19 protein-coding genes and 1 tRNA gene are annotated in these 24,667 nt (G+C 54.7%); 9 read left to right on the forward strand and 11 right to left on the reverse strand.

Annotated elements, in window-relative coordinates; translation table 11 throughout:
- Positions 1-3 precede the first annotated feature (3 nt).
- The 4 genes from gatA to IE105_RS07220 form a co-directional block, all read right to left on the reverse strand.
- Positions 4-1,470, reverse strand: a complete 1,467-nt coding sequence (gatA, locus tag IE105_RS07205) for an Asp-tRNA(Asn)/Glu-tRNA(Gln) amidotransferase subunit GatA (RefSeq protein WP_189496945.1) — start codon at positions 1,468-1,470, stop codon at positions 4-6.
- A gap of 3 nt (positions 1,471-1,473) precedes the next feature.
- Entirely contained in the window at positions 1,474-1,776 is a 303-nt protein-coding gene (gatC, locus tag IE105_RS07210) for an Asp-tRNA(Asn)/Glu-tRNA(Gln) amidotransferase subunit GatC (protein ID WP_233354037.1), read from the reverse strand.
- 182 nt (positions 1,777-1,958) lie between these two features.
- The gene (locus tag IE105_RS07215; RefSeq protein ID WP_233354065.1) at positions 1,959-3,992 is read right to left on the reverse strand and encodes an alpha/beta hydrolase family protein; all 2,034 of its coding nucleotides are present in this window, start codon (positions 3,990-3,992) and stop codon (positions 1,959-1,961) included.
- 210 nt (positions 3,993-4,202) lie between these two features.
- On the reverse strand, positions 4,203-6,335 hold the full coding sequence (locus IE105_RS07220; RefSeq protein WP_189496950.1) for an alpha/beta hydrolase family protein: 2,133 nt from the start codon (positions 6,333-6,335) through the stop codon (positions 4,203-4,205).
- 109 nt (positions 6,336-6,444) lie between these two features.
- On the opposite strand from IE105_RS07220, the gene IE105_RS07225 reads away from it, so the two are divergent.
- The 6 genes from IE105_RS07225 to pyrC all read left to right on the forward strand — a co-directional run bounded on the left by IE105_RS07225 (position 6,445) and on the right by pyrC (position 11,140).
- Positions 6,445-7,038: a 1-acyl-sn-glycerol-3-phosphate acyltransferase gene (locus IE105_RS07225; protein ID WP_189496952.1), complete on the forward strand. Its 594-nt coding sequence runs from the start codon at positions 6,445-6,447 to the stop codon at positions 7,036-7,038.
- Between the two features lie 90 nt (positions 7,039-7,128).
- A complete protein-coding gene (locus IE105_RS07230) occupies positions 7,129-7,788 on the forward strand; it encodes a 1-acyl-sn-glycerol-3-phosphate acyltransferase (RefSeq protein WP_189496953.1) in 660 nt (219 codons plus the stop codon).
- Positions 7,789-7,811: 23 nt separating this feature from the next.
- Complete coding sequence (locus IE105_RS07235) at positions 7,812-8,408, forward strand: cobalamin biosynthesis protein CobQ (RefSeq protein ID WP_189496955.1); 597 nt, start codon at positions 7,812-7,814, stop codon at positions 8,406-8,408.
- An 11-nt stretch (positions 8,409-8,419) separates the two neighbouring features.
- Positions 8,420-8,872: a Holliday junction resolvase RuvX gene (gene ruvX / locus IE105_RS07240; RefSeq protein ID WP_189496956.1), complete on the forward strand. Its 453-nt coding sequence runs from the start codon at positions 8,420-8,422 to the stop codon at positions 8,870-8,872.
- Positions 8,873-8,927: 55 nt separating this feature from the next.
- Positions 8,928-9,875, forward strand: a complete 948-nt coding sequence (locus IE105_RS07245) for an aspartate carbamoyltransferase catalytic subunit (RefSeq protein ID WP_233354038.1) — start codon at positions 8,928-8,930, stop codon at positions 9,873-9,875.
- Complete coding sequence (gene pyrC, locus IE105_RS07250; RefSeq protein ID WP_189496958.1) at positions 9,872-11,140, forward strand: dihydroorotase; 1,269 nt, start codon at positions 9,872-9,874, stop codon at positions 11,138-11,140. The genes IE105_RS07245 and pyrC overlap by 4 nt, the downstream gene beginning before the upstream one ends.
- Here the strand turns inward: pyrC and IE105_RS07255 are convergent.
- Positions 11,125-11,469: an Mpo1-like protein gene (locus IE105_RS07255; RefSeq protein ID WP_189496960.1), complete on the reverse strand. Its 345-nt coding sequence runs from the start codon at positions 11,467-11,469 to the stop codon at positions 11,125-11,127. The genes pyrC and IE105_RS07255 overlap by 16 nt on opposite strands.
- Before the next feature lie 254 nt (positions 11,470-11,723).
- On the opposite strand from IE105_RS07255, the gene IE105_RS07260 reads away from it, so the two are divergent.
- Positions 11,724-11,799 (forward strand) — tRNA-Asn (locus tag IE105_RS07260).
- 346 nt (positions 11,800-12,145) lie between these two features.
- Here the strand turns inward: IE105_RS07260 and IE105_RS07265 are convergent.
- Together IE105_RS07265 and IE105_RS07270 are read right to left on the reverse strand one after the other, a co-directional pair.
- The gene (locus IE105_RS07265; protein WP_189496962.1) at positions 12,146-16,189 is read right to left on the reverse strand and encodes a translocation/assembly module TamB domain-containing protein; all 4,044 of its coding nucleotides are present in this window, start codon (positions 16,187-16,189) and stop codon (positions 12,146-12,148) included.
- Between the two features lie 11 nt (positions 16,190-16,200).
- Entirely contained in the window at positions 16,201-17,973 is a 1,773-nt protein-coding gene (locus IE105_RS07270; protein ID WP_189496964.1) for an autotransporter assembly complex protein TamA, read from the reverse strand.
- A gap of 100 nt (positions 17,974-18,073) precedes the next feature.
- Between IE105_RS07270 and IE105_RS07275 the strand changes: the two genes are divergently transcribed.
- Both IE105_RS07275 and IE105_RS07280 read left to right on the forward strand, forming a co-directional pair.
- Positions 18,074-19,510 carry an MFS transporter gene (locus IE105_RS07275; protein ID WP_189496966.1) on the forward strand — a complete coding sequence of 479 codons (1,437 nt, stop codon included), beginning with the start codon at positions 18,074-18,076 and terminating at the stop codon, positions 19,508-19,510.
- Positions 19,511-19,603: 93 nt separating this feature from the next.
- Positions 19,604-20,629, forward strand: coding sequence for a glycosyltransferase family 2 protein (locus IE105_RS07280; RefSeq protein WP_189496968.1), 1,026 nt, complete (start codon positions 19,604-19,606; stop codon positions 20,627-20,629).
- On the opposite strand, the gene IE105_RS07285 is transcribed toward IE105_RS07280, so the two are convergent.
- From IE105_RS07285 to IE105_RS07300, 4 genes are all read right to left on the reverse strand, one after another.
- Entirely contained in the window at positions 20,573-21,646 is a 1,074-nt protein-coding gene (locus tag IE105_RS07285; protein ID WP_189496970.1) for an acyl-CoA dehydrogenase family protein, read from the reverse strand. The two genes, IE105_RS07280 and IE105_RS07285, sit on opposite strands and share 57 nt — an antisense overlap.
- 11 nt (positions 21,647-21,657) lie before the next feature.
- A complete protein-coding gene (locus IE105_RS07290; protein WP_189496972.1) occupies positions 21,658-22,854 on the reverse strand; it encodes an acyl-CoA dehydrogenase family protein in 1,197 nt (398 codons plus the stop codon).
- Between the two features lie 8 nt (positions 22,855-22,862).
- A complete protein-coding gene (locus IE105_RS07295) occupies positions 22,863-23,318 on the reverse strand; it encodes a MaoC family dehydratase (protein WP_189496974.1) in 456 nt (151 codons plus the stop codon).
- 128 nt (positions 23,319-23,446) lie between these two features.
- Positions 23,447-24,565 (reverse strand): acyl-CoA dehydrogenase family protein, encoded by a 1,119-nt coding sequence (locus IE105_RS07300; protein ID WP_189496976.1) that lies wholly within the window; start codon positions 24,563-24,565, stop codon positions 23,447-23,449.
- Positions 24,566-24,667: the final 102 nt, after the last annotated feature.

A 24,667-nucleotide genomic window follows, 5' to 3' on the forward strand; every position in this document is an offset into this window, starting at 1 on the left:
GGTCTAGCTCCACCACTTTGAAGGTTTCGCTGTAAAGCCAGCCGCTTTTTCAAGGGCGCCAGCCGCTGTAAACACGGTGCTTTCGTCCAGCGCTTTGCCAATAATCTGCAAGCCCAATGGCAAGCCGGACCCGTCCAGCGCCGCCGGTACAGAGATTCCCGGCAGTCCTGCCAAGTTCGCAGTCACCGTGAACACATCGTTCAAATACATCTGCACGGGATCATTGATCTTGCGGCCCACGGCGAACGCGGCGCTTGGCGCGGTTGGCGTCAGCAGCACGTCGCATGTCTCCCACGCATTGCGGAAGTCGTCAGCGATCTTAGTGCGGACTTTTTGCGCGCGCAGATAATAGGCGTCGTAATAACCAGCGGATAGCACATAGGTGCCAATCATGATGCGGCGGCGGACTTCGTCGCCGAAGCCTTCAGTGCGGGTGCGCTCATAAGTGTCGGCGAGGTTTTCACCGTCCACACGCAGACCGTAACGCATACCGTCATAGCGGGCTAAGTTTGATGAGGCTTCGGCTGGTGCGACGACGTAATAGACGGGCAGCGCATATTTGGTGTGCGGGAGAGATACATCAACAATTTCCGCACCGGCGTCGCGCATCCATTCAATGCCTTCGGCCCAGAGGTCTTCGATCTCTTTGGGCATACCGTCGATCGTATATTCTTTGGGGACGCCAACACGCAGTCCTTTGACCGATTGACCACAAGCCGCGCGCCAGTCCGGCACGGTTTCGTTCAATGACGTGCTGTCTTTCGCGTCATAACCCGCCATGGACTGCAAGAGGATCGCGGCGTCTTCAACCGTCTTGGCAATTGGCCCGGCCTGATCCAGAGAACTGGCAAAGGCGACAATGCCGTAGCGTGAACATCGACCGTAAGTTGGCTTAATGCCGACAGTGCCGGTAAAACTTGCTGGCTGGCGGATAGAGCCGCCCGTATCCGTCGCCGTTGCGCCGAGGCAGAGGTCTGCCGCGACGGCGGAGGCTGAGCCACCCGACGAGCCGCCAGGAACAAGATCTTCCCCATTGCGCCATGGATTAATCACAGGACCAAAACAGGAGGTCTCATTGGCCGAGCCCATCGCGAACTGATCGAGATTAAGCTTGCCCAGCATCACCATGCCGTCAGCTTTCATATTCGCCGACACAGTGGATTCGTAAGGCGGGGTAAAGTCACCGAGAATTTTGGACGCGGCCGTCGTTTTGACGCCTTCGGTGCAGAACAAGTCTTTCATACCGAGCGGCGCGCCTTCGAGACGGCCCACATCGCCGGATTTGCGGCGCATGTCAGACGCTGCCGCCTGCGCACGGGCCAAATCAAAAGTCGGTGTGATAAAGGCGTTCAGCCCCGTCGCCGCTTCGCACGCCGTGATATGCGCTTCGGTCAAATCAACCGATGAAAACTCGCCTTTGGCCATGCCGTCCAGCGCACCCGCGAGGGTCATTTTTGTGAGGTCAGTCATGGTCTACTCCACCGACCGGGGCACAACGAAGAAGCCGTCGTCGGACTTGGGCGCATTGGCGAGGATCAGGTCGCGAATACCGCCCGTGGTCACAACGTCAGCGCGCATGGGCGCTTTCATGGCGACGGCAGATGTCATCGGCTCAACGCCTTCGACATCAACTTCAGCCAACTGTTCGATCCACGCGAGAATACCGTTCAAATCAGCGGCAATTGCGCCGCATTGCGAGTCCTCGACATGGAGGCGCGCCAAACGGGCAATTTTCTTAACGTCAGTGCTACTCACACCATGTTGGGGCTCAGCCACAAGGGTCTCCGAAAACTAAGGAATTCGTAGCCCGTTACCAATGGGGCGGATAGGCTGCAAGCGCTACGGTGTAGCGTCCTGCTATTGATCCGGGTGACTATGACCACAATTTTGAGGATACTCTGGTTACGGGAAAGATCAGCGACCGGATTTTGGGTCAATCAGCGCCCGATGACACCCGCTTATGGGGCAACTTTTTCATCAGAAGAGGTTGAGTTGTCCGGCAAATGTTTTGCGAGAAACTCCTCTATTTTTTTCAGATAGATTATATCGCTTTTCCGCGACCAGGTTGAATATTGGTGCCCGCCATTAAGCTCGATATACTCGACCGATTGCCCGGCTTTGAGAAGTGCACTCTCCATCTGAGACGCATGGTCTGGCTGAACAACCCTATCGTATTCACCGTGAACGAGTAGGATAGGGTCATCATAGTATTTGGCCAAATGAACAGGCGAGATCGACGCCAACTCTGATCTCTGAGTTTTTCGCTCCCCAATTGACTTTTCCCAGTACGCATATTGCGGGGAGTCGCTGCCATAGGCTTTGCGTTCGTCTTTCAATAATTGATTCAAATCCGTTGGACCTCCCCCGGCAATGACGCAGTTATACAGCTGTGCTTGCATGGCCCCGGCTAACAAGGCGGCATAGGCTCCGTAAGAATATCCCATGATACAGGTTTCATTCGGCGCGATGCTGTGTTGTTTCTGAAACCAGACCGTCGCATCAATGACGTCGGTATGCATCGTGCCGCCCCATTGCCGATAACCCGCTTGCGCAAAGGTGCGTCCGTAACCGCTTGATCCGCGAAAATTGACACGCGCAACTGTATATCCGCGGGAAGCCAGAAATTGAACATCGCGGTCATAATCCAGCACGTCACGTTGCTCGGGTCCGCCATGGACCAGCACAACCATCTTGCCATTCGCGTCCTGTTTCGGAACCGTGAGGTAGCCCGTGAGTTGCTGTCCGTCGCGTGTTGGAACAGACACAACGGTCGTGTCAGTTCTGATTGAATTGTGAAGGTTACGATTGACCCGAACGATCCGCTTTGTGTCTCGCGTCTCAAAGTCGTAAATATAATACGCGCCGGGTTCATTCGAGGCGCTCGCAAAAACTAAAGCCGCACTGCGATCCTCAGAAATCTCGTGCAAAGAGACGTTCCAAGGTCCGTCAAAATACTTATTGAGTTCGTCCATATGTTCCTGAAGTTCAGGGTCGACAAGATCATTGTCTATCCGATCACGCCAGACTTGCGCGCCCATATAGGCGCGTGTTTTGGGATCAATTAATATGCCGCTGACATCGTAAGTATCGTCCGTATAAAGTGTGGAAACAAATTCATTGGTTTGCACATTGAAAATTCGAACCGATCGACGGGGGAGTTCGTCCCGCCCGTCCAAAACATAAAACTCGTCCGCTTTGCCTGTCGGACCGATCGGTTGGAGCTTCAAGAATGTTTCATCCTGTGAATCATTCTGCTCAAAACTTCTTAAATACCGCCAGTCAGTTTTTGCGTCGCTCGGATTTGCGCCATCTTCAGGCCGATAGAGATTGATTTTGCGGCACTTTTTCCCAACACAATCCATTCGTAGACTGGGTTGCCCACCCGCATCGGTGAACCAAGCAAGTGTCAGTTGACGTCCCTTTGCAATGCGCGCGGCCTGCCCGTTTTCGACATTGACATAATAAAGATCGAAGTCTCCATTACGCCATGCCCCCATAATGATATTGTCCGGATCCGCAGGCAACATATCGACTACACGGTTAAGCTGAATATTCGTCCGCAAAATTCTGTCTTCATTGTCAAACAGAATGACAGGCTCGCGACGCTCTTTGATATCATAGGAGAAGATTCGCGCTGTCGGCAGATGTAGCTTTCGACCGTCCACCTTAAAGCGTGTCGAGACAGAGGCGAGCAGAGTTGTGTTAGAGGCCCATTCGACCCACGTGAAATCCATCCCGCCGGGAATAGTCAACCCGCCAACACGGCGGCCCGTCCGACGGTTATAAACACGGGCCTCGGATGAGCCCCCCTGTCCAAAACGGACCATGGAATAATGATCACCGTCAGGGCTCAACCCTACATGCTCGAAATAGGTCGCGCCCGCGAAATCACTAACACTTTGCGCCTGCGCTGAAATTGTCGTTGCAAAAAGCGCGAGGACAATTGCGCAAGACACCGACATCAAAAAATATAAAGCGGCTTTCGGTCGCACAAGGTCCAAGGGGCTCTCCTCTCGCGTCATTATTACCTAGATCAAATTACTATGATTTTGGCCGTTTATTATAACTTAGAGTTGTCATGATAAGCGTGCCTTGTCATGACTAAATTTGTCCAAATCAGCGCAACAGAATAAAAATCAGACTAACCCGCATATTTCAGCAACGGGACCGCCCGTTTCTGTGACATTCTGAGCTTACGCACGTTACGGGGAAACCGCCTGCACGGAACCGTCCGTCGCAACGGGGAATACCGTCTCTAAAAAGCTTTCAAGCCGCTCAAAATACTCGGTTGAGCACTCAATTGACCATCGATTATGATAATGACCTTCGTCCAGTTCGAGAAAACCAACCGTTTTACCGGCCTTTTCCAAAGCCTTTTTCATGTCCTCAGAATGACTGAAATCGACAATACCGTCATTCTCGCCGTGAATCAAAAGCACGGGGTCATCAAACCGATCCGCGAGATTTACAGGAGATGACGCTCGCAATTGATCTCGCTCGGTCTTCATGTCGCCAATGGACTTGGACCAATACTCAAATGTCGTGGAATCATACCCATATTTTTTGCGGTCTTGTTTTAGTGACTCATACAAATCGCTGACCCCCGCCCCGGCGATTACACAGGCAAATTCGTTGGCTTGCATCGCGCCCGCATAAAGCGCCGCAAATCCGCCATAGGAGTGGCCCATTATACAGGTTGTAGCGGGTGTGGCGTGCCCGTCCGCTACGAGCTGTCGCGTGGCATCCATGACATCGTTATGCATGATTCCCGTCCACTGCCGATGGCCAGCCTCGGCAAAGCTCCGTCCATATCCGGATGATCCCCGAAAATTGACTTGCAAGACTTGAAACCCTCTTGAGGCCAAAAACTGCACATCACGATCATAATCGAAATAATCGCGCACCTCTGGCCCGCCATGAACAAGCACAATTAACGGGGCTATGCCCCCTCGAACACGGTCTGGGCTCGGCACTGTATGGTAAGCTGAGATCGACTGACCATCCCGCGTCGTGACCGACACAACTTGTGTCCGCGAATTAAACTCACCGGGCAGGCTGGTGTGCGTATTGGTAAGAGGGACGACGTTATGGGTCGTGAAATCGTAGAGATAATAAGACCCAGGGTCATTCGGCGCCGACGCCTTCACAACCGCCACTTGTCCATTGTCAGAAAACCCCGTCATTGTGATATTCCAACGGTCTTCGAAAAACGCATTGATGGCGTTGAGATGTTTTTGCAGATCCGTATCGAGAAGATGGTAGGTCAGCCTGTCTTTCCAAACGGCCGCCCCCGCATAATTTCCGGTTTCGCTGTTTATGAGCGGCCAATTGACGTCATAAACCGGGTCTGAAAACACATCCCGTACAAATGTGTCTGTGCGGATATTATAAATCTTTATCGACCGACGTTCTTCGCCCTCGCCTTCGACCATCACGTAATATTCGTCATCAACATCTGTCGGTGCGACCCAATCAATTTCGAGCACATCCTCTTTGCCGCGGCGGGTTTGTTTGAACGTTCGAACATTGATCCAATCCGTCTCTTCGTCATTCGGATCCGCGCCGTCAGCGGGCCGGTGAAGTTTGATCTTTCTGCAGGATCGTGATGTGCAATCCAATCTGACAGACGGAACGCCGTCCCGATTGGTATACCACGCGATGGTCAGAGCACGTCCTTTTGCGACTCGTACAGCATCCCCATCATCCACATTGACGCGAAACAAGTCGTAATCACCATTTCGCCAAGCGCCCATAATGACATGGTGAGGATCATCGTGTAGCAAGTCCACGGTGCGCGATAAGCGGCGGTTATCCCGGAGTAATCGCTCTTCATCGCCAAACAACATCACCATCGGGGCTGACCCATCGGTTTTAACCGACAAAATTCGTCCCGTTGGGGGGGTGTAGCTCCGTCGGCCTATTTTCCATCCCGTTGTAATAGACACCAAGAGATTGTTCGGTGATGTCCACTCCATCCAATTCACGGTGACGTCATCCGGGATCGAAATCGCGTTGACAGGCTTTTTGGTTTTCAAATCAACAATTAGAACTTTGTCCGTTGCCGCAAGCTTTTGCTCGTCAGGCTTACACTTATCGAGTGGCTCCCGCTCCCATCGGTCTGATCGACAAATTTTGGCATAGGTTCGCGATAATAAGGCGGCTTGTTGGCCTTCGGGTCCTAGTTCAAGCAAGCTCACCGTCTTTTTCATCGCAAAGTCGTGGGCTGAGGGCGGAGTTGGAGGTGAGGCTGCGTGAGTCGTCACTTTGACACTCACACTGGCCACCAAGACCGCAATGCCAAGGCAAACCTGTTTTCCGAAGATACGAAACATCATATTCCTAACCCCTTAACGTGTCCTCGTAATCACAACTCAACTTATGATGTCCATAGCAAAACAGTAAAGCCGTTGTAACTCTGACGTTGGGTGGTTATCGGGTCGCGCGATGAAGTATGATAATCCGCATATGTCCGAACTGTCCCCCCGCGGCGGGAATGCCTTTACCCGAGGGCTCGGGTCATTGGGGTTAAAACTCATCGGGTGGAAGCTGAAAGGGCGGATGCCCGATGCGCCGAAATTTGTTATTATCGGTGTTCCGCACTCGTCCAATTGGGATGCGATTGCTGCCTCGCTCGCCATGCTGGCCTCTGGATTTAAATATACGTTCCTGATCAAGCAGGAGTGGTTCTTCTGGCCAATGGGGCCGCTCTTACGGACCATCGGCGGCTATCCAGTCAATCGCAGCAAAGGCGCAAATGTTGTCCGGCAGCTATCGCGCATTTTTAAAGAGAATGACCGAATTTGCATCGGTTTCCCACCCGAAGGAACCCGCGCAAAGGTCGACCGTTACAAAACTGGATTCTTGCGTGTTGCTTACGCGGCCAATGTTCCGGTCTTCATCTGCGCTTTTGACGGGCTGAACAAGCATGTCGTGTTGGACCGGGAATTCCCGTTGACGGGCGACATAAATATCGATGCAAAAGCGATTAAAGATTATGTGGATGCCACGTGGGTCGCTGTGAACCCTGAAAACCAATAGTTATTGCCAATCGTTATTCTTGAAGACATGTAATGCGATAAACCGCATTCCTTAGTCGTCGCCTCTTCGAACGCGTGTTAGGATTTAACTATGGAACACCCTGCCACGTCGTCTGCGACCTCTCATCCCGATACATCGTCTGATGACACGCAGGTCCCCGCCACCCCTTCAGATCCGTCCAAACTTGGCTTTCCCCGTCAGGGAAACTGGCTCACCCGGGCTATGGGTCATACCCTATTAAAGGCGATGGGCTGGCGGTTGGAGGGCGAATGGCCCGAAGCCCCGAAGCTCATCACAATCGGCGCACCGCATACGTCCAATTGGGACCTCGGACTGGCCATGGGCATGATGTTGAGTTTGAATCTTCGCCTGTCTTGGATGATGAAACGCGAAGCTTTTTTCTGGCCCCTGGGCGGACTTTGGCGCGCCATGGGCGGAATCCCGATCGACCGGAAGGCGGCGCAAGATGTCGTAACCCAAACCGCCGAGACTTTTGCGAAGCATAAACAATTACACCTTGGCATCACGCCCGAAGGCACACGCTCTAAAGTCGGTGGTTTTCGAAAAGGGTATCTCCGCATGGCAAACGCCGCAGACGTCCCCGTCTTTTTAGTTGGCGTGGACGCGCGGAACAAGCGCTTGGTCTTGGACAGGTTCTGGCCCCTGACGGGTGATGTGGACGCGGATAACGCCGCAATTGAAGCCTATTACCGCGAACATTATCAAGGCATCCGCGCCGATAAAGGCTAAGCTATGCTGGAGATAGCGCGCTCGTGAATACGCCGACCCATGCGCTTGTCGCGCTTGCGGCATTTTCCCAACACGGCGATCGGCCCCGTAACTTATGGGTTCTCGCAGGCGCCCTGATACCTGACCTTATCGTCTTCCTTTGGGCCCCATGGCAACGCTGGGGCTTAAGGAAAGACTGGGACTCGATCTGGACCCAACATTATTTCGAAGAGCCGATGCAGACGCTCATCGCAATGTTCAATAGCGTCCCGATTTATGCCGCTCTGCTCGCCTTTGCGTGGTGGCAACGCAGCACAAAATGGGGCCTTTGGTTGATGGTTTTCAGCCTCGCCGCCCTGCTCCATATTGGCTTAGATGCCCCGGTTCACGGACATGACGCTTATCGTCACTTTTGGCCGTTTAGCGACTGGCGGTTTTATAGTCCGGTGTCTTATTGGGAGGCCGATTTACACGCGCGGTGGGTATCACTCATCGAAGCCGTGCTTGTGCTCATTAGCGCGACTATGCTGTGGCGACGCTTTCCAAACAGATGGGTCAAGATCACCCTTTTCATTTTGCTTGCCTTCACGCTGCTCGGCGCAGGCGCACAACAGCTTGCAGCCATCAATATCCCGAGCTAGGGCGCGCGACCATGGCCATCATTGATCTCGATACCCTTGCCGCATCAAAAGGCGCGCTTCTCGGCCTTGATCCGGGGACCAAAACGCTGGGCCTCGCGATTTCGGATCGCACCCGATTGATCGCGACACCGCTGCACACGATTCGTCGCCAGAAATTCACGCCCGACGCGACGGCGCTGTTGGCGCAATATCACACCAATGAGTGCAGCGCGCTGATCGTCGGATTGCCGCTGAACATGGATGGGAGTTCCGGACCCCGCGTTCAATCTGTTCGAGATTTCTGCGGCAACCTGTTACGGCTCGAAGACATCCCCATCTTCCTGTGGGACGAACGTTTATCCACCGCCGCTGTCACGCGCAGTATGATCGAAGCGGATGTACGCCGATCCAAACGGGCGGAAAAAGTTGACGCGCTAGCCGCAGGCTATATTCTCCAAGGCGTGCTCGACCGACTGCGCGCGTGATTGACTCATTCCGCCTCTCTGCTTAAGCGCCACAGAGTTTTAAATTGGAGTGTCTGTGACCCCATTCGAGGGATATGAGTTCACCAAGAGGCATTGCCTCGATATTTCTGATTTCCACCGCGCAGATATTGAAAATCTGCTGGCGCTGGGCGCGCATTATTCCGACGTGGATGTGCAAAAGCACGGCCCGCGTGATGTGCTCGCGGGGAAAACCCTCATCAATCTGTTTTTTGAAAATTCCACCCGAACCGAGAAATCATTTGAGCTGGCTGGACGGCGTCTCGGCGCTGACGTCATCTCCATGCAAATTGCCAATTCTTCCGTGAAAAAAGGGGAAACCCTGCTGGACACCGCGGCGACGCTGAACGCGATGAACCCGGACTTGCTAGTGGTCCGCCACGGCAGCTCCGGCGCGCCGTCTTTACTGGCGCAAAAAGTCTCCTGCTCCGTGATCAATGCTGGCGACGGGATGCACGCGCACCCCACACAAGCCCTGCTTGACGCGCTGACGTTACGGCAAGCGTTCGACGGTGATTTTTCCGGCATTCGCATCGCCATTTGTGGGGACGTGCTACACAGTCGCGTCGCGCGGTCTAATGTACAATTGTTGAACATGCTCGGCGCAGAGGTTCGGCTTGTCGGCCCGCCGACCTTAATTCCGACCGATGCCGACCAGTGGGGCGTTGAAGTCTTTCACGACATGCGCGCCGGCCTCGCGGGCTGTGACGCCATCATGATGCTGCGCCTACAGCTCGAGCGGATGAGCGGCTCTTTCGTGCCGTCAAGGCGCGAGTATTTTCACTATTACGGCCTTGATCGCGAAAAGCTCAGCTACGCCAAAGTCGGGGCGGTCGTGCTCCACCCCGGTCCGATGAACCGAGGCGTCGAAATTAGCTCCAGCATTGCCGATGATCCTGACATCTCATTGATCACACAACAGGTCGCCGCAGGCGTCGCGATGCGCATGGCGGTGCTTCATGCTTTGGCGGAGGGGATCCGATGAGCGTGCTCACCATCACCGACATCCGCATTATGGACCCCGCCAGCGGTCGCGATGAAATCGGCAATATCGTAATTGAAAACGGCCTTATCGTGGCTTTAGGCGATACACCCGTTCGCGGCCAAGTGATGGATGGTCACCGCCTCACCTGCGCACCGGGGCTTATCGACGCCAGAGTCAAAGCCGGCGAACCGGGACAGGAAAACCTGGAAACTCTGGCCTCCGCTTCACGCGCCGCGCTCGCAGGCGGAGTCACGCAAATCGTCGTACAACCGCAGACCGTACCGATCATTGACGATTTATCCCTGGTCGACTTCATTATGCGCAAGGGCGACGCCTTGCCGATTGATGTGCATGTCGCCGGGGCGCTGACCAAGGGCTTAGACGGCAAAACCATGACCGAAATCGGGCTCATGTCCGATGCGGGCGCGGTCTTGTTTGCCTCCGGCCCTGAGCCGATTGAGGACGCACAAATCATGCGTCGCCTTATGGCCTATTCGGCGACCTTTAACGCGCTCATTAGTAACAGCCCCGTTACGCCGGCTCTGTCGCGGGGGACGTGCGCGCATGAAAGCGATGTCTCCGCCCGACTCGGACTGCCGTCTGCGCCTGCGATTTCCGAACGAATCATGGCGGAACGCGACATGGCATTGGCGGAATTAACCGGCGGGCGATTGCTCCTCGACCTCATCTCAAGCGCTGAAACCGTCGAGAGTGTGCGCCGCGCCAAACTGCGCGATATTGACGTATCCGCCTCCGTCTCCATCAATCATCTAGCCCTGAATGAGCTGGACATTGGCGACTACCGCACGTTTGCCAAACTTGACCCGCCTTTGCGCGAAGAACGTGATCGTCAGGCGCTCTTGCGCGGCGTTGAGGACGGCACCATCGATATCATTGTGTCAGACCACGATCCGCAAAGCGCAGGCCGCAAACGCCTGCCCTATGCAGAAGCGGCGAACGGCGCGGTTGGCCTCGAACTCATGCTCCCGGTCGGGCTTAAACTCGCGGCGGATGATGAAATCGATCTGATGGCCTATCTACGGGCCGTGACCGTGGCCCCCGCCGACCTGCTGGGTTTGAAAGGCGGACGATTAAGCGTCGGCGCGCCGGCCGATCTTGTCATTTTCAGTGAAACAGAACCCTGGGTCCTGGATTCCGAACAATTGCTATCACGCTCAAAGAACACACCTTTTGATGATCGTCGTATGACCGGGCGCGTCCGTCACACAATCAAAGACGGGCGGATCGTCTATTCTGCGCGGTGAGCCGACGAGACGCCTGCCTTTGCCAACTCGCCGTTCATGCGTCCTGTGAGAAAGCAAAACAGCATTTTGAAATCAGAATAGAGTGACCAGAGTGGATAGGTAAACGTCGCGGGCTTGTTCTTCTCAATCAGCCCGTGGCTCATCCACGCGAAAAAATATCCAGACACGAATGCGAGCGGTAAAAACACCCAGTTTCCAGTCACGATAACGGCGATGAGCACGATCAAGGCTGCAGCGGTGCCGACATAATGCCACGCGCGTGTTGACGGCTGGGCATGTTCGCGCAGGTAGTAAGGCCAGAAGTCCGCGTAAGTTGTGATCGTTTTCATATGCTGATCTTAGCAAACACTGCCGACAAAGCAAAATGCCGTCATTAGGCATTTATTTACCCTGTTCGTTTACCACAATCTTGTCTCACCAAGACACCCACCATTCACCTAATACCTACGGGCGCCTCGGCGCCCTTTTTTTTGGCTTATCCACACTGGGTTCGTCGGCGCTGAAACTTTCACATGTTGAGACGCAAAAACGGCTTGAGGTGTGCGGAACGCGCGCTATATAGCGCGCCTACCCTGTGTGGTGATCCGCAATAGCTCAGTTGGTAGAGCAGCTGACTGTTAATCAGCTTGTCGCAGGTTCGAGTCCTGCTTGCGGAGCCACACAGGGGCTATCAAACCCTTCCCTTACAACGATACTTCGGTAACACCTGATCTCAGGTCTTTGTTTCGGCTCACTTTACTGTGCTCCGGATTATAGGGATTCCGGATTAGAGGGCCCGCTGCGTGTATTCGTCATGCGTCTTGTAGACCGACCGACGCGCACCGCCGGCTATCCATCGACATGGCCTCTGATAGGCGGCGTAAGTGTGAGCGCCCTGCTCTATTCCAAGTTCGCCTTCGAATTCGGCAGGAGTTATCGCTTTATAGGTTCAGCGAGAGGGTCAAATTCGGTTTAAAACCCGGCTTATTAGCCTGATTGTCAATCACGGAGAAAACCCCAGACCACTTAGTCGAAATCTTTTTTCCACTGCACAGTGAGGCGCTGACTTTCGTTTGGCACTGTTTCTGCTTCTAACGAAATATTCTCTCGAACTTGCCATTCAACCGCAACTCCGGGGCTACCTTCGGCCGCTGAGCGGATCTCCAGATAAACATTGTCTGACAGGTATTTACCCGTCGTCAGTTGCGTTTGCCCCGTGTCGTTCTGACCAATTTCCAGCGTATCCAGTCCAATGGCATTCTCAAGTGTGCCAAACAAATCAAACCCGGACCCACCGGATAGTTGGCCGATCGCAGCGGCAAGTCGCGCTGTTTCAATGGCTGTAAGCTGTGTCGGGGACCGGCCAAATAGAATGCGCGACAAAACCTCGTCTTCAGGCAAATTAGGCTCGGACGTCAGTTTGATCTCAGGCCGTTCCAACGTACCCGTAATGGCGACGACGGCCGTCAACTCAGACGTTTGTCGAACGGCCTCTAAGGACAGGCGTGATTGCAAGATATTTTCGCGCAAGGTGACGACGCTTTCGCGAAATTCAAATCGCTTGCTGAGAAAATCAAACCGGCCGCGTTCAATCGACATTTGTCCTGTCACGACGGGTGCATCAAACGGACCTCGAATCGCAGCGTCTAAGTTCATCGCGGCATTCAGGCCCCGACCGCGCACGTTAATCCGACCATCCGAGACAATGCGAACGTCAATTTCTGTCGCAGTTGAGGCAAAGCTTCGAGTTTCTTCCTCAGCCGTCTGTTCCCCAAAATCCACCTCTAACGTCGGCAACCCGGGTTTCGGGAGGCGCGCGATATTGAGGTCGGCATCGGTCACGCGCAACATACCGCCCAACCGAAGCAACGCCGTCGTCCGCGATATATCGAGCGTTCCGCTCACTTCGGCTTGCCCTTCGCGGCGTGACATCACACGCAACTTCTCAGCTTTGATATCAACCGTCCCCGTCCCTTCGCCCAGACCCATGCGGCCAGACCCTTCCAACGTCCCACCATCGCGCCCCCGCGCCGATACGCGCGGCACGGTAATGGTTTGCCCCGATAGCTCTGCCAACACGGTAATATCGATCAACTCTAAGCCGAGTGCGCCCTGTTCAAACACACCGTCCGATAAGGCGATATGCCCCTGTAGACCGGTGCGCGTTGACGGCACGGTAAACTGTATATCCGTCTCAATTTGTCCTGCGACATTGGTACGAGGCGGCAGAAAAATTTCGACAATCGGGCCAATTTCACCGCGAAGATCGGCACTACCGGACAAGGGAACTGCCGGCGGATAGAGAAGGAATGGCGCGCGAGGGAACGTGTCGACGGCCCCTGCAAGTCGGGCTTGTCCAGATAGACCGCCCTCTGTTGCCCCCAAAGATAAAGCGAGCTGCTCATTGGCCAAGCTTAAATTGATTGCGACTGTGATCGGCTCTGAATCACTAATTGGGCTGCGTAAATCGTCTAAACTGACCCGGGCTGTGCCTTCGATATGATCGGCGATAATGGCAAAGCGGCCTTGCCCAGAGATAGTCCCTTCCGTCGCTGGACGTCCGATGAGCCGAGCCAGCTTTGGGACAGACAGTCGCTCAAGCTTAAAGGAGAGCGTCCCAGCCTCGGTCGGGTCTAGCACCAGTGTGAACGCCCCGCCAAGTCCGGTCGCGTTGATTGCGGCGTCCCACCCCGTCTCTGCACGCTGCACGGACGCAGTCCCGGCTAATGCCAAATCGCTGATCGCGACATCAAAGTCCGTCTGGGACGCGAAGGCGCTATCGCTCAGGTCAACCAGTCCGTTGGCGCGCGCATTGAGGGGGCGCTCCAAATTTTCGATGATCGTCGTGCCCTCAGCGTCCACTTGATAAGTGACCGCTTCGCGCGGGCCTTGGGCGAGGATATGAACGGTCCCGTTTTGCAACGGCCCGGCTGTGACGCCGTTCAGGGTGGCATCTATATCAACTTTAGAATCGCTGATTAAAACATTCGCGGCCATAGATTCTGCCGGAATGAGATCGCTGGTTCCAGACAGCACAAGATCGGCATGAATGGACGCAATATCCGACCCTGTTCCCGATAGACTTCCGGTGGCCTTAAAGGTCCCCAAAGAGCCGTCTAATGCGGTCACGTCCCAACCGCCATTGGCCAGACGAATGTCCGCTTGCGTTTGCACCCGCCCTTGCGCGCTGTCCCCCGCCAATATCCCCGAAAGCGCTATGACACCGTCCGAATACGTTCCCACGGCAGAGAGAGCAGCGTCCGCCACATTCAGAGCCCCGGATTTCAACGTCGATGTGATGAGATTGGTTTCGAACGCCAGAGCGCGGGGCGGACCTGATAGATTGGCCGTTCCAGAGACATTATCAGCCGACACGGCGCCAAATTCATATTGATCAACCCGATATTGAATATCCGAGGACAGGCGCCCGCCTTGCCAACGCCCCGTGCCTGAGGCTGTCAGCCGCTCCGTCTTCGCTGTAAAACGCGGCACGACAATCCGGCCTTGCTCGAACTGCACACGCGCCGTGTAAGTGAGGCCGCCGACGACCAATGGCTCTGCGGCGTTCGGAATGTTTGCAATGTTCTGAGCCTGTCCAGACAGCTCAGCGACAGGGCCCTTGGCCGTCTGTTTAACAGTCGCCCGGCCCGTCAGTGTCGCGCTGGGGCCGTCTCTGAACAGGGCCGTATTCATGTCATAACGCCCGGTAAAATCAGCCGTTTTGCTGGCGCCGTAACCGATTTTCCCTTGCCCGCGCACGGCGAGTCCGGGCAAATTTATATCCGCTTGCGTCAGAGCTAAGGTACGGCCCGACAGATTTACCGTCCCCTTCGCCACTAATTTCGCGCCGCTGACGCTGGTCATCGCCGATTGCGATGCGTGTCCACGTAGAGCGGTATCAAACCCAAGAACCCCATCAGAAAAACTTAAAATGATCGGCCCCGTCAGTCGGTCAACGTGGTAATTTTGATAATGAAGGGTCGTGCCTTCTATCGTCCCATCAAATTCATAAACTTCGCCGATCACTCCACGACCTTCGGCAATGATCCGTCCGATGGCTATGCCGTCCAATTCTAACGGCTGAAGCGGATCAGCTGCATTTAACATCACACGGTCCAGCACGATGGTATCGCCCCGGCGCTCGCCTGTGGCCTCTAAAATAAGGCGCGGGGAACGCAGCGTCAGGCTCGCTCGCGCGCCTTGGTCAAGCGGCAGCACCGCATCAATGTGTGTTGTGCCGCCCAGATACGGGGCGATACGCTCTAACGGGGGTAATCGGGACGGCTCGATTGACCCGACGACAGAGGCAGATGACTGGCCGCGCTCAATCGTCAGATTGGCAAAATCAATCCCGTCAATTTTAGCGCTGACTGTCGTCTGCTGCGATTGGGTTGATACATCCGCGGTCACACGTTGACCCGGCTCTAAGCGGAGCAACCCCGCCAGCAACCCGCCCGGCGCGCCTTCGATATGGGCGTCTCCGCTCAAAACCAATAAACGCGACCAGATCAAATTCGTCGCAACTATATCGCCTTTATCTGAGGTCGCAGAGATCACAGCGCCTCCGCCGTCGGGGTCATGGAGAAAATTGCCCGACGCGGACAGGTTGATCGCCTGCCCAAAGAGTATTTCCGCGACGCTGACATCCGGCAGGTCGATGCCTTTTATAACAAAATTTGTGATGGCGGGGTCGCCACCAGACTCACCGCGCACCAATATCGGGCGCTGCAAAACATCAAGTTCCCCGACGCGAACGCTATCAATATTTAACGTTTTGGACAGCAGCGCCCGCGGCCCCCAATCCACACGCACGTCACGCGCGACAAGCCAGGGTCCGTCCCGGCCCTTTAGGGTGATACGATCAATTCCGAAGCTGCCCAAGACCGAGCCAGTTAAACCCTCGAGTTCAACCGTCTGCCCAACAATTTCCATGCCCTCAATACGGGATTCGACGAAATTTCTGCCCGGTCCGCTTTGCAGCAAAAGCATGAGCGTAAGCACGGCGATGATCAGACCGGCGAACACACCTAGCAAGGTCAAACCAATCCGCTTCGGCCACTTGTTTGTCACACGATCCGACATCAAAATGCCTGCCCAATTGAGATGTAAACTTGAACCGACTCGTCTCTGTCTGACGGGTTGAGGGGCGTCGCGATATCGAAGCGAAGCGGTCCCGCGGGAGTCATATAGCGAAGACCCACACCGGCCCCGAGCCGGAAATTATCCAAGGCAGGATATTCCGTATTGGAAACATTACCCGCGTCAAGAAAGCCAACAACGCCGATTGTATCCGTAATGCGCGCGCGACCTTCGATACTCGCCTCCGTAAGGCTCCGCCCACCCAGGGGCACATCATCATCGTCAAACGGGCCGATCCCTTGGAATGCATAGCCACGGACCGAACCGCCGCCGCCGGAATAAAACCGATCTTCACCCGGTACATTATCGACCGTCGCTCCGACCAAAGTCCCCAGCCGCAACCGCGCGGCCGCAACATATCGACTATCTGATGTGAGCGGAAGGTATACGCGACCCTGCACCTGCGCCCGAATATAGGGCACATCTGGCCCGTCGGGGGAAAAAGAATAGGTTGGTTTCAATCGACCCTCTGCGCGCCACCCCTTACGCGGATCGAGGAGCGAGTCAGACCGATCAATGAGCACCGATCCATTCAAATTTAAGACTTGGAAATCACGACGATCACTTTCACCCGACTGCCGGATATAACGGGCCTCAGCCCCATAACTATATTGAAATTGAGGGCCTTTGATAATTTCCAGCCCCACGCCGATCTTACCGGTCTGTTGATCGAACGCATCCGTATTTTCGTCTGCGACTGACCCAAAGAGGCTTAGCCCTTTGCCATATCCCAGCTCGTTCGGACGGCGCCATACCAGATCAAGACCATATTCGCGTTCCGCCGCACGGGCCGTCGCAACAAGCAAATCCCCCCGCCGCGTCAAATTTCGACGGAGTAGCTCTGCGTCGACCCCAAACCCCTCAGACGTGTCATACCCTGCGCCCAGTGTGATCGTATTCCGTTTACGTTCTTCAAGCCGCAATTCAACGTTTCGCGTTTCCGTTCCTTCCGCGTCAACGGCGAGAGGCTCATCGCTCAGTTTCGCAATCGACGTTTTGAACAACCGTGTTTCGGACAGACGAGAGTTATAAAGCGCTAGCTGCGCCGGATCATATAGCGTGCCTTCTTCCGTCGGGTCGATCCGTTTGAGATAACTCTCTCGGGTGCGGATATTGTCCGGGTATACCGTGTCGCCAAATCTGACACGCGGCCCTGCGCTCACAGAATAGCGCACGCTAATCGTCTTACCCTCTTTATCGCCAATGATTTCGCGCCCTGTCGCTTGCGCATAAGGATAGCCGAGGTTTCTTAGCTTCGCCCCAATTTGGCGCTCTTGATCCAGAACTTGAGCTGCAACCGCGGGCATCCCGGGTTGGAGACTGATCGCGGCGTTGGCCTGCTCCTGATCCTCCACACGCGGCGGCGGGCCATCATAGCGGATGATTAGGCGTCGCACAGCAAAGAGCACCCCCGGATCAACTGTCACTTCAGCGCGGGCCAAGTCACCTTCACCAACGACCGAAACCGTCACCATAGGGTCAAAATAACCGTAGGCATTCAACACACCTTCGACGATTTTTTTGGCGCGGCGGCCTTGCCGTCTGGCATGCAAGGGCCCGTCTGCTGCCGGTTCATCGGGCAGACGTTCCGCGACCTGGTCTTGGACCTCGTCCGTCACAGATTTCGCGTAAACAACCTTGACCGGATCGGCATAGGCTGACGTTGCCCCAAGAGCTAAGATCGCAATCGAAAGGGTTGTCAAAATTAGTCGCATTTGGACGTTCGTAACGCTCTCCAATAACGATACAAATGCTTTACGCGGTAACTCGTTCCAAAGTGTAGACAGCCGTAGTCTGTCGGGTCATGAACCATAGATGGGGAAGAACCAAACAAGCGTCACAAACCGGATCAGTTACGGAGTCGGACATGGTCTGATTAGTGCGAAGAATATGCTCTTCCACTTCTTCTTTTTATTCTATTTCGCCAATGTTTTAGGCTTGCCAGAATGGCAGGTCATGGCCGCGACCTTCTTGGCGTTGATGATCGATGCATTTTCCGATCCGGTCATGGGGCAAATTAGCGACAATACCCGGTCTAAACGCTGGGGTCGGCGGCATGGCTGGATCCTGATGTCCAGTATTCCAACCGCGATTGCATTGACACTGCTGTTCAGCCCGCCGGACGGCATGAGCAACACGATGCTGTTCTTCTGGATGGCGACATTCATGATCGCAACGCGCGTTTTCATTACTGGCTATACGGTCCCTTATTTCGCCCTCGCCGCCGATATGAGCAATAATTATGACGAACGCACGTCCATCGTCGGAACCCGGACAATTTTCGAAAACATCTTCAATCTGTTGGTTTTTATTCTCGGCTTTATGATCTTTCTGCCTGACCGCGAGGGTCTCGAAGATGGCATGTTATATGAACCCGGATATGCGCCCATGGCGATGACACTCGGCGGGATCGCGATTGTCGCGGCCTTGCTCATGACCCTCGGGACACGCAATCAAATTGCCGCAACGCAACCACGAAATTGGGAACCCGGCCTGCCGTGGCATCACGCCTTTCGCGAAATCGCCAAAGCGTTTCAGTTTCCAGAATTTCGGACCTTAACCCTCGGATTTTCCGTCCTCGTCACGCTTTATTCCGCGATCAGCCAGCTGACGCTGTTTGTCGGCGTTTACGTGTGGCATTTTGATCAGGTGCAAAAGCTGATCGCGTCACTGGTTCCGTTTCTCGTTATTGTTCCTGCGGCAGTATTTGCGGGATGGCTCTCTCGGCGTCGCGATAAGCGGTTGGCTGCGATGTGGTTGACGTGGACATTTGGCTTGGCTTTTTCGCTCCCGTTTGCGCTTTATCTATTTGGTCTGACACCGCCGGCTGGATCTACCGCGCTCCTCGTGCTCGTTGCCGTGAGTAGCGGGTTTGGCTATGCGGGCATGGTCGGATCCTTGATCCTGTCTTATTCCATGATGGCCGATGTTTCCGACTTGGTGACTTTGGAAACAGGGCGCAAACGCGAAGCGCTCCTGTTCGCGGCTTTTACCTTCGCTAATAAATTGGCCTTTGCTGCTGGACTGGTGCTGGCGACGATTGGGCTTACCCTCATTGACCTGCCCGAAGCCGCCTTACCGAGCGAAGTCGGAATAGAGGCAACGCGGACGCTCGCGATCTATTCTATTGCCATTAATCTGGGACTCGCGGCCCTCGCTTGGTCGGCCTATCGCCGCTATTCTATGACACGTGCACGGCAAGTTGCGCTGCAAGAGCAACTTCGGGAGGCCCGCCCAGAATCTGACGACTGATTGACCTAAAAATTTAAGCTTTTCGCGTAGGAAATCTGCTGCGTGCGCGTTTGATACAAAAGCCCTCTTATTATTTGGTCAAAAGAGAACGACGTGGAAAAAATCGACACTTTAGATTTTCGGAAAAACGAAGCTGTCAGCGTCGTGATTCCAACCTTTCAGAGGTCACTCGGACTGTCCAACGCGATTAAAAGCCTGTGCACCCAACGTATTGCCGCAGATTTGGTGCAGATCATTGTCGTCGACAATAATCCGACGCCACAAGAACGCCGTCTCATCGAGTCCCTTTCCAGCCTTTTCAAAAACCCTATCACCTATGTCCATGTCTCTGACGCCGGACTGTCAAATGCCCGCAACGCGGCCATGGCTGTCGTAGAGACACGGTTCGTCGCATTTTTAGATGATGATATGCTTGCCTCCCCTGAATGGCTGGCCGAACTTTTGGCCACGTCGCGAAAATATGACGCCGGAATTGTCTTCGGCCCAACTGTTGCGATTATGCCCAATCCAGACGACGTCCGTAATCCTTACATGCAACCTCTATTCTCGCGGCTCCTTGACAAGAATGACGAAGGACTTGTGGAAACGACATTGGGCGCAGGCGGTTGTTTGTTAGATCTTGACCATTGCAATATGCCGTCGCCCCCATTCGATATTGATCTGAATAAGCGCGGGGGTGAAGATGATATCTTGTTCGATTATCTACGACTGCATGGCACACGCGTAGCTTGGACACCGACGGCCACCTGTCAAGAAATTGTGCCTGAACGCCGGACACAGGCCAGCTACATTCGGTCGCGGAACTTTGGTTTCGGCCAAGGGCCGACCCGCATTCATGCCAGCCGTGGCCTATCCGGCGTGCCCGGCATTCTTTATTTTATGATGACAGGCAGTATTCAAACCGTTGTCTACGGGCTCGCCTATGCGCTCACAGCGAGTCTACGAAAGCCCGCATCGGTAAAATATCTAGCTTTGGCGTCACGGGGCTTGGGCAAAATATTTTGGGGCGAGCGGTTCAGTCTTGAACTATATGGCAAAATCGATCCGAAACCCTCGGCTACCTCAGAGCAACAACTCAGCAAGACGCGCTCGGTGGAAAGCCGCATCCCCGAACTGTGAGGCCGCAAACATCGCTTTCCGGCGATAGAGCTGCGCGTCACAATCATAGGTGAACCCAAAGCCGCCATGAAATTGAATAGACCGGTCTGCCGCAAAGGACAGTGCGCCTTCCGCCTTGGCATTGGCCATACGCACCGCAATTTCACCCTCCCCCTGTTTTTCGCAATGGGTCGCCGCCGCATACAACAGAGAGCGCGCGCCTTCTGCATCAACGAACGCATCAACAGTGGGGTGCTTTAGGGCTTGGAACGCCCCGATTACCTTGCCGAATTGCTTGCGCGTTTTGAGATAGTCGACTGTGTAGTCAATACAGGCCATTGCGGCGCCGGAAAGCTCGGCTGCTTGTAACAGGTTCGCCACCAGCTCAATCCGCTCTAACGCAGTGACCGCGTCTTTTGCGGGCATCAGGTCTGATTCCGTGACATCCGGAACCTCGAACGTATAGCTCCGTTTCATCTCGTCGATGATCGTTTCGCGCCGCGCGGTAATACGGTCGCGTGGGATCAGTGCTAAGCGCGTTTGCCCCTCAAATTTCACGGTCGTGACGATGAGCTCAGACGCATCCAAGTCCATAACGAACGTCTTCGTCTGGCCTTCGACAGCATTCAAATCCCACGCCCCCGTCGGTTCAAATAGTGCCACTGTTGCGACAGTGCCGGACGCCAACTTCGGCAACCAAAGCGCCGTCTGGGCGTCTGATCCGCCTGCTAAGATCGCTTGCGCCGCTAATGTGGTGGAGACGAACGGCGAATGCATGAGATGTTTGCCCATGGCTTCTACAACGGGAACCAAATCAGCCAGCTCGAGCCCAAGACCTTCATAGTCCTCTGGAATGGCTATTCCGAGCCAGCCGAGCGCCGCCATTTCCGCCCAGACGGCCGCATCAAACCCATGATCGTCGGTTAAGAGTGACCGCACTTTTGCAATCGGGCTTTTATCAGCGCAGAAGCGCATCGCTTGATCGCGCAACTCCGCTTGCATGTCAGTCAGGGCAATTTTTGCGAGATGTTGGGTCATGTGGTCTGGCCCTATTTCGTTTTGGGAAGGCCAAGAACGCGCTCCCCAATAATATTACGTTGGATTTGCGACGTGCCGCCGCCAATCGTGGCCGAGAACGCGTTGAGGTAAGATCGCTGCCAATAGCCATCTTCGCGGCTGGCCCGTTCGCCGACATAATACCCACTCTGCGCGCCTTCGAGTTCGAGCGCGAGTTCACCAGTGACGCGCGCATATTCCGTGAATTGCAACTTGCTCAGCACCGGAAGGGCGAACGGGTTTTCGCTCACGAGAGGCGCAATTTTCGCGCGCTCCCGGTTCGCCATCATCGCTTGGGCTTCGATCATTTGCGTGACGAGGCGGTCGCGCATCACAGGGTCTTCGAGCGCAGGCTTTCCGTTGCGGATAGCGCGTTTCGCTAAGTCGACCACTTCGAGTGGGTTTGTCTGGCTAATCGTATAACCGCCCGCTTCGCCCTTTCGCGCTCCCCGTTCATATTCGAGTGTACGCATGGCGACTTTCCAGCCCTCGCCTTCTTCGCCCATCAGGCAGTCGGCAGAGATGCGCGCGTCTGTGAAGAAGGTTTGCGTAAAGCCGAATTCGCCTGTCAGCTTACGGATTTTCGTTGTTTCCACACCGGGAATCCGCATCGGGGATAGGAAGAAAGATAAGCCGGCATATTTGTTCGGCGCGTCCATATTGGTCCGCGCTAGCAGGATCATATATTTCGCGTAATTGCCCTGCGTCGTCCAAATTTTAGACCCATTGAGCACATATTCATCGCCGTCTTTGACAGCCTTGAGTTGGGCATTTCCTAAATCAGACCCATTATCGGGCTCAGAAAAGCCCTGGCACCAAATATCGTCAGCCGACAGAATACCGGGCAAGTAGCGCCGCTTTTCGTCTTCTGACCCCGTATCGAGAATGAGCGGCCCGGCCCAGCCAATACCAATCGCATTGAGCATGATCGGCGCGCCGTTTTTGCGCATCGCGCGAGTGGCTACGTCTTGATGGGCCTGCGTAAGCCCGCCGCCACCATAGGCCTCCGGCCAATGCGCGCCGAGGAACCCGGCGGCATGGACTTTGTTCTGCCAATCGCGGAGGAAGTCGAACTGTTCATCTGTGCCGACCTCCATAAAGGTCAATGGCATCATGAAGGGCACCTCGCGGGGCGTATGCTCCGCGAACCATGCGTCGGCCTGTTTTGCGAATTCCTCGACGCTAATCATGGGCAACCTTATGTAAACAGAAGGGTGAGAGTTTCCGCGACGAGTGCAGGCTTATCTTCGCCTTCGATCTCGACCGTGATTTCTTGAGTCAGCAAGTGCTGGCCCGGAGATTTTTCGTCATAACCCGTCAGTTTAAAGTGACCGCGCACCTTTTTTCCATTCTTGACTGGCGTAATAAAGCGCAGCTTATTCAGACCGTAATTCACGCCCATGCGCACGCCTTCAACTGACGCGCCCGCGGTCTCGCTCATCAATGGAATAAGCGACAAGGTGAGAAAACCGTGAGCGATAGTCGTGCCGAATGGCGTCATTTTCGCCATCTCAGGATTAATATGGATGAACTGGTGATCGCCCGTACATTCAGCGAACTGATTAATGCGTTCCTGACCGACTTCAATCCAATCGGATGTTCCCATAGATTCGCCGATTTTTCCGGCAATTTCGCTAACTTTTATAGCTGGCATATTCACTCTCCCTCTTAGGTTTGTCCCCGGCATTGATTGCCGGGATATTTTGTGGACCAAGTTGTCTTCGCAACCCTGAACGCTGATTTCAATAAAGGCCCCGGTAAGAAATGCCGGGGACAGTCATTCTAAAACTTATTCGCTTTAGCGTGTTCATTCTGGTGATAGGCAGCATCGCCAAGTAATTCTTGCAGCACGCGCACACGCTTTAAGAACAGGCCGATATCATATTCATCTGTCATGCCGACACCGCCGAACATTTGTACGCCTTCGAGGGCGGCAAGTTTCGCGACGTCACCCAATTTAGATTTCGCCATAGAACAATAGCGATCCGCTTTCGGATCCCCTGCGTCCAGAGCGCTAAGCGCGCCAAGAACTGCGGATCGAGAAATTTCCAACTCGGTATAAAGGTGGCTAGATCTGTGTTGGAGGGCTTGGAAGCTCCCGACAGGGACGCCAAATTGTTTGCGTTCTTTGATATATTCAACCGTCGTGCGGAAAGCTTCACCGCCCGCGCCCAACAGCTCGGCCGCGACAACACCGCGACCTGCGGCGAGAACTTTACGCAGCGCATCTTCAGAATTGGTTTCACCGATTAGCGCGTCGCCATCGACTTCGACGTCATCCAAATCGATCCGCGCCGCATTGTGAGCGTCGACCATAATGGTGCGTTCAATCGCAACCCCTTTGGCTTTCGGATCAACGAGGAAGAAGGCTAAACCGTCATTCGTTTTTGCCGCCACGATCAACGTGTCCGCTGCGTGACCGTCAATGACCATTGCTTTCGAGCCATTGAGTTTAAAGCCGTTGCCCGATTTTACCGCTGTGGTTTCGATGCCGGCCGGATTATGTTTCGGGCCCTCATCCAGCGCGACGGCCATAATGGTTTCGCCTGCGGCGATTTTGGGGAGCCATGTATTTTTTTGGTCATCAGACCCGGCTTCGCGCAACACGGTCGCCGCGAGGATGGCGGTAGACAGGAAAGGCGACGCGGTCAGATTGCGTCCCATTTGTTCCGCCAATAAACCGGCCGCCTGAAAGCCCATATCAACCCCGCCATGGTCTTCACCAATGGCGATTCCGGCAAAACCCATGTCGGCCATCTCGGACCAAAGCGTCCGGTCAAACCCGGTCTCATCGTTCGTATCGCGCAAGGTGCGCAGCGCTTTGATCGGCGCTTTAGTCGCAAAAAATCCTTCCGCCGTGTCGCGGAGCATGACTTCATCTTCGTTCAGAACTAGGGCCATCGGTGGCTCCTTTAAAATATGTTCGTCCCCGGTATTTACGGCCGGGACGTCTATCGGTTTTTGATGTGGCCGCATAACGGCCATCTGCTCATTTTGTTTGCG

Source organism: Algimonas arctica (genome assembly GCF_014652695.1).
Taxonomy (GTDB): domain Bacteria; phylum Pseudomonadota; class Alphaproteobacteria; order Caulobacterales; family Maricaulaceae; genus Litorimonas; species Litorimonas arctica.

What these genes read in the sequence shown, in the direction of transcription:
- IE105_RS07270 (WP_189496964.1), bottom strand. Translation starts at nt 17,973, where the DNA reads ATGCGACTAATTTTGACAACCCTTTCGATTGCGATCTTAGCTCTTGGG.
- IE105_RS07255 (WP_189496960.1), bottom strand. Translation starts at nt 11,469, where the DNA reads ATGAAAACGATCACAACTTACGCGGACTTCTGGCCTTACTACCTGCGC.
- IE105_RS07295 (WP_189496974.1), bottom strand. Translation starts at nt 23,318, where the DNA reads ATGCCAGCTATAAAAGTTAGCGAAATTGCCGGAAAAATCGGCGAATCT.
- gatA (WP_189496945.1), bottom strand. Translation starts at nt 1,470, where the DNA reads ATGACTGACCTCACAAAAATGACCCTCGCGGGTGCGCTGGACGGCATG.
- IE105_RS07300 (WP_189496976.1), bottom strand. Translation starts at nt 24,565, where the DNA reads ATGGCCCTAGTTCTGAACGAAGATGAAGTCATGCTCCGCGACACGGCG.
- ruvX (WP_189496956.1), top strand. Translation starts at nt 8,420, where the DNA reads ATGGCCATCATTGATCTCGATACCCTTGCCGCATCAAAAGGCGCGCTT.
- IE105_RS07285 (WP_189496970.1), bottom strand. Translation starts at nt 21,646, where the DNA reads ATGACCCAACATCTCGCAAAAATTGCCCTGACTGACATGCAAGCGGAG.
- IE105_RS07275 (WP_189496966.1), top strand. Translation starts at nt 18,074, where the DNA reads ATGGGGAAGAACCAAACAAGCGTCACAAACCGGATCAGTTACGGAGTC.
- IE105_RS07220 (WP_189496950.1), bottom strand. Translation starts at nt 6,335, where the DNA reads ATGATGTTTCGTATCTTCGGAAAACAGGTTTGCCTTGGCATTGCGGTC.
- IE105_RS07230 (WP_189496953.1), top strand. Translation starts at nt 7,129, where the DNA reads ATGGAACACCCTGCCACGTCGTCTGCGACCTCTCATCCCGATACATCG.
- IE105_RS07225 (WP_189496952.1), top strand. Translation starts at nt 6,445, where the DNA reads ATGAAGTATGATAATCCGCATATGTCCGAACTGTCCCCCCGCGGCGGG.
- IE105_RS07290 (WP_189496972.1), bottom strand. Translation starts at nt 22,854, where the DNA reads ATGATTAGCGTCGAGGAATTCGCAAAACAGGCCGACGCATGGTTCGCG.
- pyrC (WP_189496958.1), top strand. Translation starts at nt 9,872, where the DNA reads ATGAGCGTGCTCACCATCACCGACATCCGCATTATGGACCCCGCCAGC.